This is a genomic window from Arthrobacter sp. BI5, assembly GCF_056680065.1.
In genome coordinates this window covers 2,974,585-2,985,662 of record NZ_CM155264.1, presented here as the reverse complement: position 1 = coordinate 2,985,662, position 11,078 = coordinate 2,974,585, and the positions used below count along the sequence as shown (strand labels likewise).

General features: G+C 69.1%; 8 protein-coding genes. All 8 read left to right on the top strand.

The features are described from left to right. Positions 1-77 precede the first annotated feature (77 nt). The 8 genes from AC1MED_RS13710 to AC1MED_RS13675 all read left to right on the top strand — a co-directional run bounded on the left by AC1MED_RS13710 (position 78) and on the right by AC1MED_RS13675 (position 11,060). Positions 78-1,214 carry a GuaB3 family IMP dehydrogenase-related protein gene (locus AC1MED_RS13710; protein WP_346960266.1) on the top strand — a complete coding sequence of 379 codons (1,137 nt, stop codon included), beginning with the start codon at positions 78-80 and terminating at the stop codon, positions 1,212-1,214. Between the two features lie 91 nt (positions 1,215-1,305). Beyond that, on the top strand, positions 1,306-3,057 hold the full coding sequence (locus AC1MED_RS13705; RefSeq protein WP_479783800.1) for a glycerol-3-phosphate dehydrogenase/oxidase: 1,752 nt from the start codon (positions 1,306-1,308) through the stop codon (positions 3,055-3,057). A 63-nt stretch (positions 3,058-3,120) separates the two neighbouring features. After that, positions 3,121-3,609 (top strand): PTS sugar transporter subunit IIA, encoded by a 489-nt coding sequence (locus AC1MED_RS13700; protein ID WP_479783799.1) that lies wholly within the window; start codon positions 3,121-3,123, stop codon positions 3,607-3,609. Between the two features lie 63 nt (positions 3,610-3,672). Continuing rightward, positions 3,673-4,530 carry an SURF1 family protein gene (locus tag AC1MED_RS13695; RefSeq protein WP_479783798.1) on the top strand — a complete coding sequence of 286 codons (858 nt, stop codon included), beginning with the start codon at positions 3,673-3,675 and terminating at the stop codon, positions 4,528-4,530. After that, positions 4,527-5,039 carry a DUF3817 domain-containing protein gene (locus AC1MED_RS13690; RefSeq protein ID WP_346960262.1) on the top strand — a complete coding sequence of 171 codons (513 nt, stop codon included), beginning with the start codon at positions 4,527-4,529 and terminating at the stop codon, positions 5,037-5,039. Before AC1MED_RS13695 ends, AC1MED_RS13690 begins: the two co-directional genes overlap by 4 nt. A 94-nt stretch (positions 5,040-5,133) precedes the next feature. Beyond that, positions 5,134-6,723 (top strand): glutamine-hydrolyzing GMP synthase, encoded by a 1,590-nt coding sequence (guaA, locus tag AC1MED_RS13685; RefSeq protein ID WP_479783797.1) that lies wholly within the window; start codon positions 5,134-5,136, stop codon positions 6,721-6,723. A gap of 140 nt (positions 6,724-6,863) precedes the next feature. Next, positions 6,864-10,745, top strand: coding sequence for an AAA family ATPase (locus AC1MED_RS13680; protein ID WP_479783796.1), 3,882 nt, complete (start codon positions 6,864-6,866; stop codon positions 10,743-10,745). A 57-nt stretch (positions 10,746-10,802) separates the two neighbouring features. After that, entirely contained in the window at positions 10,803-11,060 is a 258-nt protein-coding gene (locus AC1MED_RS13675; protein ID WP_479783795.1) for a hypothetical protein, read from the top strand. Positions 11,061-11,078: the final 18 nt, after the last annotated feature.

The window sequence follows — 11,078 nt, the reverse complement described above, 5'->3', positions numbered from 1 at the left end:
GGCCAGCTCCCGGCCGTCCGCCGGGCCGGGCGGGGGCCAAATGTCGGGTCCGGGGCAGGGTCAAGTAAAGTGGGCACGTGACTTACGAGATTGAGATTGGCCGTGGCAAGCGTGGGCGTCGTGCCTACTCCCTGGACGACATTGCGATCGTCCCCAACCGCCGTACGCGCGATCCCAAGGACGTGTCCGTCTCCTGGCAGATTGACGCGTACAAGTTCGACATGCCGGTCATCGCCGCGCCGATGGACTCCGCGATGTCCCCGGACACGGTCATTGCGCTGGGGCGCCTCGGTGGACTCGGCGTCCTCGACCTGGAAGGCCTCTGGACCCGCTACGAGGACCCGCAGCCGGTCCTGGACCAGCTCGCCGCCCTGGGAAGCGAGACCAACAGCCCGGCCGTCACCCGCCGCATGCAGGAGCTTTACCGGGCCCCGATCCAGCCGGAACTGATCACCTCGCGGCTGGCTGAGATCCGCGCCGCCGGGGTCACGGTGGCGGGCTCCCTGACCCCGCAGCGCACCCAGGAGCACTACAAAACCGTGGTGGCCGCCGGCGTCGACATCTTCGTGATCCGCGGCACCACCGTCTCGGCCGAGCACGTCTCCAAGGACCACGAGCCGCTGAACCTCAAGCAGTTCATCTACGAACTCGACGTCCCGGTGATCGTCGGCGGGGCGGCCGGCTACACCCCGGCCCTGCACCTGATGCGCACCGGAGCCGCCGGCGTGCTGGTCGGCTTCGGCGGCGGAGCCACCAGCACCACCCGCCGCGCCCTGGGCATCCACTCGCCGATGGCCTCCGCCATCTCCGACGTCGCGGCCGCGCGCCGAGACTACATGGACGAGTCGGGCGGACGCTACGTGCACGTGATCGCCGACGGCGGCATGGGAACCTCGGGCGACATCGTCAAGGCCATCGCCATGGGCGCCGACGCAGTGATGCTCGGCAGCGCCCTGGCCCGCGCCGAAGAGGCCCCCGGCAAGGGCTGGCACTGGGGCCAGGAGGCCCACCACCTCGAAATTCCCCGCGGCGACCGGGCCAACGTCGGTACCGTCGGACCCCTCGAAGAGGTCCTGTTCGGGCCGGGCCACCACACCAACGGCACCTCGAACCTGATTGGCGCGTTGCGCCGTTCGATGGCGACCACGGGCTACTCGGACCTGAAGGAATTCCAGCGGGTCGACGTCGTCGTCTCGCCCTACGCCGGAAACTAGGCGCTGCGCGGGCCGGCTCAGGCCCTGCCCAACCGGAGAACTTGGAAGTAGTGTGGTGCACTACGAGGTTTGATCCGGATGGAGGCGTGAGATGAACAGTTTTCCCGGTGGGGCTCCCAAGGCAGGCGGCGCACTCGGGCCCGCGGAACGCGAGGCGTCCCTGGCGGCCCTCAAAGCCACAACGGAGCCCGGCAAGGAACTCGACATCCTGATCGTCGGCGGCGGCATTGTCGGCGCCGGTGCCGCCCTGGACGCCGTGACCCGCGGCCTGAGCGTGGGCATCGTCGAGGCCAACGACTGGGCGGCAGGAACGTCGTCGCGGTCCTCGAAGCTCATCCACGGCGGCCTCCGGTACCTGGAGATGCTGGACTTTGCCTTGGTCAAGGAGGCGCTGCACGAACGCGGCCTGATCCTCTCGGTCCTCGCCCCGCACCTTGCCCGGCCGGTCCCGTTCCTCTACCCGCTCACCAAGCGGTTCGTGGAGCGGCCCTACGTCGGCTCCGGCATCGCCCTCTATGACGCCATGTCCATCACCGGCGGGCACAGCCGCGGCGTCCCGTTCCACAAGCACCTGAGCCGGCGCGGCACCTTGCGCGCGGCGCCCAGCCTCAAGGACGACGCCTTCGTCGGATCTATCCGCTACTACGACGGCCAGGTCGACGACGCGAAATACGTCGCGAACCTCGTGCGCACCGCGGCCTACTACGGCGCGCACGCGGTGAACCAGATGGCGGTGGTGGACTTCCTGCGCGAGGGCGAACGGGTCGTCGGCGCCAAGGTGGTCAACCACGAGGACGGCACCAGTTTCAACATCCGGGCCAAGCAGGTCATCAACGCCACCGGCGTCTGGACCGACGAGACCCAGGCGATGGTCACGGACCGCGGCCGGCTCAAGGTCCGCGCCTCCAAGGGCATCCACCTGGTGGTGCCGCGGGACCGTTTCCAGTCCACGGTGGGCCTGATCCTGCGGACCGAGAAGTCGGTGTTGTTCGTCATTCCCTGGGGCCGGCACTGGATCATCGGCACCACCGACACCGACTGGCACCTGGACAAGGCGCATCCGGCGGCCTCCAGCAAGGACATCGACTACATCCTCGAGCACGTCAATAAGGTCCTCAAGCGGCCGCTGACCCGCGAAGACGTCGAGGGCGTCTACGCCGGGCTGCGGCCGCTGCTGGCCGGGGAAAACGACTCGACGGCCAAGCTGTCCCGCGAACATGTCGTGGCGCATCCGGTGCCCGGCCTTGTCGTCGTGGCCGGCGGCAAGTGGACCACATACCGGGTCATGGCCAAGGACGCCGTGGACGAGGCGACCCGAAGCATGGACGAACGCGTCCCGCCGTCGTGCACCGAATCCATCCCGCTGCTGGGCGCCAGCGGCTTCAAAGCCGCCTGGAACAAGCGGAACCGGATGGCGGAGGAGACCGGCGTCCACGTCGCGCGGATCGAACACCTGCTCAACCGCTACGGCTCCATGGCTCCGGAGGTGCTGGCGCTGATCGGAGAGAACCCTGAACTTGCCGAGCCGCTGCCCGGAGCCGACGACTACCTGGCGGCCGAGGCAGTCTATGCGGCCAGGTATGAGGGAGCCCGCCACGTCCAGGACGTGCTCACCCGCCGCACCCGCATCTCGATCGAGGCCTGGGACCGCGGTGTGTCCGCCGCGCCGGTAGTCGCTAAACTGATCGGTGAGGTTCTCGGCTGGAGCGATGCGCAGCGCGAGAGCGAAATCAAGCACTACCTGGCCCGGGTCGACGCCGAACGGCTGAGTCAGGAGCAACCGGACGACGAGTCCGCGGACGCCGCACGCCTGGGCGTCGAGGACATCGTTCCGCTGCGCTGACCAAGCTGCCGTCCGGCGCACCAGCAGTCGGCGCGCACCGATGACACTTCGAAGGGACACCTCTTGGCGGAACCACTGGACCGGTACGATGCCGACCTCACGACGCCGCAGATGGTGATCCTGGAGCTGGACGCGGAGGACAAGTTCGACGCCGCCGCCCAACTCGCGCAGCGGATGTATGAGGCCGGCCGGATTTCCGATCTGGAAGGGTTCCTTGGCCGCGTTAACGCCCGCGAGCACCAGCTGGCCACCGGACTGCCCGGCGGCGTCGGCCTGCCCCACGCCCGCAGCGAATTCGTCTCCCGCACCTCGATCGCGGTCGGCATCACCAAGTACGGCAAGGCGCTGGACTTCGGCGCGGCCGACGGCCCTGCCACCGTCGTCCTGCTGATCGCGACGCCGGCAAGCTCCTTCTCGGACCACCTGGAAGTGCTGGCCACCCTGGCGCGCTCGCTGTCCAAGGAGTCCTTCCGGGAGTCGCTCCGCCGGGCCTACGACCCGGAAGTGATTTCGGAACTGATCAACTCCAGCCTGGTGTTCTTCGACCACTGAAATTTGGGGCAGGCCTACAGAGCCGTTTCGTTGTTCTACAGGCGGACGAAGTACGGTTAAGGGGTGCTGAAAACCGCCCTCAAACCCCGCTGGATCGCAGGCCTTGTGTTCGCGATCGTGATTTCCGGGGTCTTTGTGCTGCTGAGCCAGTGGCAGTTCGGCCGCTCCACACGGGCCGAGGCGCCGGTTTCCACAGGAACCGAGGAGCCCCGCCCGCTGACCGCCGTCCTGAAGCCCGGGCAGTTCTTCCCCGGCTCCGTGGCCGACCAGGTTGTCACCGCCACCGGCCGCTACGACCCGCAGAAGCAGGTCCTGGTTCCCGGCCGGATCAACGACGGCGCCAAGGGGTTCTGGATCGTCTCCGCCTTCGCGGTGCAAGGCGCACCCGCCCTGACGGGCGCCGGAGCGTCCCCGCAGACCTGGATCCCCGTGGCCCGGGGTTGGGTCGCCGACGCCGCGGACGCCGCTGCGCCGCCGTCGGGCACCATTGAACTGACCGGGCGGCTGATCCCGTCCGAAGCGCCGCTGCCCAACACCGACGCCGGCCCCGGGCGCGCCAGCGCCGTCTCGGTCGCCGAACTCATCAACCTCTGGGACGTCAGCAGCTACCCCGGCTTCGTCGCCGCCAGCGCGGAGCGGTCCGGCAGCGCCGACGTGGCCGCCTCCGGAACCATCAAACCGCTGAACATCGGTCCGCAGCCGCCCGCGCAGACGGTGAACTGGCTCAACCTCTTCTACGCCGCGGAGTGGGTGGTCTTTGCCGGCTTCGCGCTCTTCATCTGGTGGCGCCTGGTCAAGGACGACTACCGCCGGGACCTCGAAGACGCCCAGGACGAAGCGGCCGCCCGCCTGGCCGCGGACCCGCCCCACAGCACCGATTCCCCCGAGACCGACCCAACCAATCCGAGAGTGCAATCATGATCGAGCCCCAGCCGGCCATCCAGCCGCAGCAGTCCAACGGAACGGGAAGCGCCAGCGGCAAGAAGCGCCGCTTCGGCGGCACCGAGGCGCAGATCCGCTCCGCCTTGAAGTTCTACAAGGTGCTCGCCTACCTGACCGGCTCCATGCTGCTGCTGCTCTGCGCAGAGCTGATCGCCCGTTACGTCTTCGGCCAGTACCTCTTCGCCGGCGGCACCAACGCCGTCACCGGCCAGCCGTTCAGCTTCGGATTCGCCGACGCCGAGCCGCCGGGAGTCATCGGCGGGGTGAACCTGTCCGTCGCGGTGCTGATCGTGCACGGCTGGATGTACGTCGTCTACCTGATGTCCAACTTCCGGCTCTGGTCGCTGATGCGCTGGCCGTTCGCCAAACTCATCATCCTGGCGCTCGGCGGCGTCGTGCCGTTCCTGTCCTTCTTCGTGGAGAAGAAATTCCACGCCGAAGTGGAGGCCGAACTCGCCGCCAACCCGCAGGCGCCGCAGCGCTACTGAGCCCCAGTCAACAGGCGGCGCGCCGGCCTGTGAGTTCGCTTACCCGGGGCTTCTCGATGTGCGGCGGAGTGCGGGCGCAAAGTAGGCTAGGAGGGTGACCACTCCCACTGCATCCCAGACGTCCCACAGGCCCGTGCTGGTTGTTGACTACGGTGCCCAGTACGCGCAGCTGATTGCCCGCCGCGTCCGGGAAGCGAATGTGTATTCGGAAGTCGTTCCGCATACCTACAGCACCGAGCAGCTGCTGGCCAAGAACCCGGCCGCCATCATCCTCTCCGGCGGCCCCGCGAGCGTCTACGCCGAAGGTGCCCCGAGCGTGGGCGCCGACCTGTTCGAAGCCGGCGTCCCCGTGTTCGGCATCTGCTACGGCTTCCAGGCCATGGCCAACGCCCTGGGCGGCAAGGTGGCCCGGACCGGCCTGCGCGAGTACGGCGCCACCGAGACCACCACCATCGGCGAAGGCCGCTCCATCCTCGAGGGCATGCCGCAGCACCAGAGCACCTGGATGAGCCACGGCGACTCCGTGCACGAGGCGCCGGAAGGCTTTGAGGTCCTCGCGACGACGGCGGGCGCCGACGTGGCCGCCTTCGCCAATGAGGAAAAGTGCCTTTACGGCGTGCAGTGGCACCCCGAGGTGAAGCACTCCGCCTACGGCCAGCAGGTCCTGGAGAACTTCCTCTTCAAGGGCGCCAAGCTGGAACCGAACTGGACCACCGGCAACATCCTCGACGAGCAGGTGGAGCGGATCCGCGCGCAGGTCGGCGACTCCCGCGTGATCTGCGGGCTCTCCGGCGGCGTCGACTCGGCCGTGGCCGCCGCCCTCGTCCAGCGCGCCGTCGGCGACCAGCTGACCTGCGTCTTCGTGGACCACGGGCTGCTGCGCGAGGGCGAAGCCGAGCAGGTGGAACGCGACTTTGTCGCCGCCACCGGCGTCAAGCTCTACGTCGCGAACGAGCAGGAACGCTTCCAGGCCGCGCTGGCCGGAGTCAGCGACCCGGAGACCAAGCGCAAGATCATCGGCCGCGAATTCATCCGCGCGTTCGAGGAAGCCGAACTGGCCATCATCGCCGAGGCCGCCGCGCACGGCGAAAAGATCAAGTTCCTCGTCCAGGGAACCCTTTACCCGGACGTCGTGGAGTCCGGCGGCGGCGAGGGCGCAGCGAACATCAAGAGCCACCACAACGTGGGCGGCCTGCCCGAAGACCTGCAGTTCGAACTCGTCGAACCGCTGCGTGCCCTGTTCAAGGACGAGGTCCGCGCCGTCGGCGCCCAGCTCGGCCTGCCGCAGGAAATCGTCGGCCGGCAGCCCTTCCCCGGTCCGGGCCTGGGCATCCGGATCGTCGGCGAAGTCACCAAGGAGCGTCTGGACCTGCTGCGCAAGGCCGACGCCATTGCCCGCGCCGAACTGACCGCGGCCGGCCTCGACAACGAGGTCTGGCAGATGCCCGTTGTGCTGCTGGCGGACGTCCGCAGCGTCGGCGTGCAGGGCGACGGCCGAACCTACGGCCACCCGATCGTGCTGCGCCCGGTGTCCTCCGAGGATGCCATGACGGCCGACTGGTCTCGGCTGCCCTACGACCTGCTGGCCCGGATCTCCAACCGGATCACCAACGAAGTCGACGGCGTGAACCGCGTGGTGCTGGACGTCACCAGCAAGCCGCCGGGAACCATCGAGTGGGAATAACGGCGTGAATGGCCGGCCTCCTTTGAGGCCGGCCATTTGCTTTTGCGCGGACCCGGCGCCGAAGCAATTTGCCCACGAATTTGGCGTGCGCCAGTGTTGCGGCCCGGCACAGGCCAAGGATTCGGGCTAACCTCGAAAGCATGCCGGTATGGTCCAGGGCGTCCCGCGCGCAGTCAGAAACCGTGAGCACAGAAAAGAAGGCAGCAGTGTCAGTTGGTCAAGGCCACCCCGAGGGCTCCGAGGAGTTCAGGAAATGGCTGTCGGGTCTTAAACCCGTCACCGGAGCAGACACCATGCTGCGCTTTACCAAAACGCCCGAGGGCTCCATCGACCTGACCCACGCCCACCCGTCGGGCCTGGCCCAGCTGATGGCCGGCCGCCGGACCCGCCTGTCGACCCTGATCCGTGACCGCCAGCAGTACGTCGTCGCCGCGCGGGCCTCCCGCAACCTGCGCTCCAAGATCTTCGAACTCGCCAACGACCGCGGCATCGACGCCGGCTACTTCTCGGCCGGAACCGTCGTCTGGACCTCCGCCGTCGGAGGCAAACCGCAACGGGTGTCCGCCCCCGTAATGCTCACCGCCGTTTCCCTGACCGTCCGCCCGGGGGAGGACGACTACGAGCTGCAGCTGACGGAGCAGGCCCGGATCAATCCCGCCCTGGTCCGGCACCTGAAGACCGTCCACGGGATCGTCTTTGACGTCAACGCCGTGACCCGGATGGCCTACAGCACGGCCCGGTACGATCCGCAGCCCGTTCTGGACCGCCTCGGCACCCTGATCCAGCCGATCCACGGCGCCGAAATCGAACACAACCTGCTCGTCTCGACGTTCGCGGACCTCTCCGGCAACCTGGATGACCCGTGGATCAACCAGAACAACCCGCTCGTGGCTGCGCTGGGCCGCGCCGCCACCGGCGCCCCGGTGGACGTCCCCGAGCTGGAGGAGGGGCGTTTCCCGAGCACGGACGAGCGCAGCCCCGCCGACGAACTCCTGCTGCTCGATGCCGACACGGACCAGCAGTACGTCGTGGACGCCGTCCGCGCCGGCGACTCCCTGGTGGTCAGCAGCCCGCCCGGAACCGGCCAGACCCAGACCGCGATCAACACCATCGGCGCCCTGGTCGACGAAGGCAAAAGCGTCCTGGTCGTCGGCGACCGCCGGGCCAGCCTGGCCGAAGTGTCCGCCCAGCTGGAATCCCTGGGGCTTGACTCGGTACTCGTCCAGCTTGCGGGCAACGCTACGCCGTTGCAGCTCAAGGGCCAGCTGGTCCGGGCTATTGTGCGCAATGAAAAGTCGCTTGAACCGCAGCTGAAGAACCTGCACTCCACGCTGACCGAGCACCGGCACGCCCTGATGGACCACGTCGCGTCCCTGCACAACGTGCGGGCGCGCTGGGGATGCTCGCCGTATGAGGCGATGCAGTCGCTCGCGGCGTTGACCGCCATCCACCCGGCACCGGCCACCACTGTGCGGCTCAAGCGCAGCGTGCTGGACAGCATCAGGGACCGCGAGGAACTGGCGGGACGGCTCCGCCGGGCCGCCGAGCTGGGCAGCTTCAGCCGCGCCTCGACTATGAGCCCGTGGCACGGCGCCCGGCTGCTCACCCGCAAGGAGACCCAGGAAGCGCAGCAGGTGGCGCGCTCCGTGGCGGAGAAGCTCCCGCAGTTGCGCGAACGGATGAACGGCGTCGCGGAACACGCTGAGATCCGCCTCGGCGCGACGTTTGCCGAGTGGGGGGACCAGATCGACCTGCTGGTCGCGGTCCGGGAAAGCCTGGACAAGTTCACCCCCGACATTTTCGACCGGCCCGTCCATGACCTGATTTCCGCCACCGCCCCGTCCTCGTGGCGCCGCGAGCGGAACATCGAGATGGCGTCCATGCAGCGGTCCCGGCTGCGCCGCGTCGCCAAGGAGTACGTCCGGCCCGGCGTGCACATCGCGGACCTCCACAGTTCCCTGGTCCTGGTCCAGGAGCAGCGGGCCGCCTGGGCCGGCTACGCCACCACCCAGCGCCACCCGGCTGTTCCCTCCGGCCTGGCCGAGATCACCGCCCTGTACCGCGAGCTGGAAGCCGAACTGGCCGAGCTGGGCGCGGCCGTCAAGCACACCGCCGCCGGCGGATCCGTCCGCGACACCCCCTACGACGAGCTGGTCGAGCGCCTGGAGCGCCTCGTCGCGGACACCGCAACGCTGGAGACCCTGCCGGAGCGAACGCTGCTGGTGGAGAACATGCGCGAGCACGGGCTCGGTGAACTGCTGGATGACCTGGCCGAGCGTGAGGTGCCGGCGGAGTCGGTGGCCTCGGAGCTTGAGCTGGCCTGGTGGCAGTCGGCCCTGGAAGCCATGATCAGCGGCGACGATTACCTCGCCATGTCCGACGGCGACGCCCTCCGCCAGCTCGAGGCGGAGTACCGCCTCGCGGACAACGCCCACATTGCCAGCGGCGCCGCCCGGCTGCGCTGGAAACTGGCCGAACGCTGGCGCGCTGCCCTCAGCGAGCACCCCCGGCAGGCGGACCTGCTGCGGAGCCTGCTCAAGGACGGGCGGGTGACCCCTGCGGCGCTGACCGCGCAATCGCCGGAGCTGGTGCCCATGCTGGTGCCGGTGTGGTCCGTCAGCCCGTACCTCATGACCAGCCTGTTGCCCGCCGAACAGCGCTTTGACGCGGTGGTGATCCTGGACGCGGAGGCGACCTCGCTGCAGGCTGTGCTGCCCGCCGTCGCCCGCTCCCGGCAGGTCATCGCCTTTGGCGACGACAAGATCGCCAGCCCGCGCAGCTTCACCGTAGGGGTGGAGCGGCTCGCCGCCGGCGAGAACCCGTACCAGCCCGTGGACAGCGCCTACCAGGCCCTGGCCGCCGTGCTGCCGGTCCGGAAACTGAGGACCGTGTACCGCGCCGTCGACGAGGACCTCGTGCGGCAGCTGAGCAAGGGGTTCTACGACGGCGAACTCCGCCGGCTCCCGGAGGGGCAGTCGGCCACCGGGCTGGACCGCGCCCTGGCTGTGGAATACCTGCCGGACGGGACGGGCCTGCCGAGCGCCGACCACGACGGCGTCGAATCGGTGGTGGCCGAGGTCAACCGTGTGGTGGAACTGGTCTTCGAACACGCGCGGCTGCGGCCCCGCACGTCGCTGGCCGTCGTCACCGGCAGCCTGCGGCACGCTGCCCGGATCGGCGAGGCCATCCGGCGGCAACTGCCCAACTACCCCCTGTTGGGCAGCTTCTTTACCGCCGGCGACGAATCGTTCCGCGTGGTGGACCTTGAGCGGGCCCAGGGCCTGGTCCGTGACCATGTCATCTTCTCGCCCGGGTACGGCCGCACCCCGCACGGGCGCGCGCTGCACAGCCTCGGGCCGCTGTCCGCCGCCGGGGGCCGCGCTAAGTTCGCCCTCGCGATGACCCGCGCACGGCGCTCACTGCACGTGCTGAGCTGCTTCCGGCCCGAGGACCTGGACGTCACCCGGCTGAGCCACGGCGCGGTGGACTTCTACGAACTCCTGGACCGGGAAATCGCGGGCAACTCCGACCTGGGCAGTCCGGCCTCCCGCGCGGCGGCCAGCGAGCAGGCCCTTGGCGCCGACCCGCTGGTGGCGGACCTCGGCGACCGGCTCCGTGCCCGCGGTGCCCGGGTGTGGCATCAGTACGACGGCGTCCTGGACATGGTGGCCGCCGCGGACCCGATGCACACGATCGGCCAGGACGACGCCGAGATTCCCCGCCCGGTGGCGATTGAATCCGACGGCACCGAGCGGTACCGGCGGATGACGGTGCGCGAGCGAAGCCGCCTCCGCCCGCAGCTGCTGGAGCGCCTGGGCTGGCGGTACATGCCACTATGGACCATAGAGGTCTTCACTGATCCCTCCGCCTGTGCGGACCGGATCGGCGGCTACCTCGGCCTGGAGAAACCGGCGGCGCCGAGCCGCGCCAGCACTTCGCCCGGTTTTTCCGACGACATCGAGAACCTCAGTGTCGACGACGCGCAGGAGACCTTCGCTCCTGCCGCCGCTGACCGCGGGTAACCGGCGGACGGTGCCCGGCAGCAGGGAAGAGCTATTCGCAGCAAGGAGTCCGGCGGCATGAACGCAGGCAACGAGAACGGGAACGAGATCCCGGAGCAGGGCGGCGTTGGAAACGGCGCGCAGCCCGAGGACGCGGCGCCCCGGGGAACGCGGCACCAACCAGCCAAAGACAAGAAAGCCGGCCGCCCCGCGGCCTCCGCCGGGCTGCTGCCCACCAAGGCCGCCGAAGACGATCCGCGGCGCTGGGGCGACCAGCCGGGCAACTACGACCACGACGCCTGGCTCAAGGAACAGCGGCCGCCACACTGGGGCTGAGAGACACCCCGCAACAGA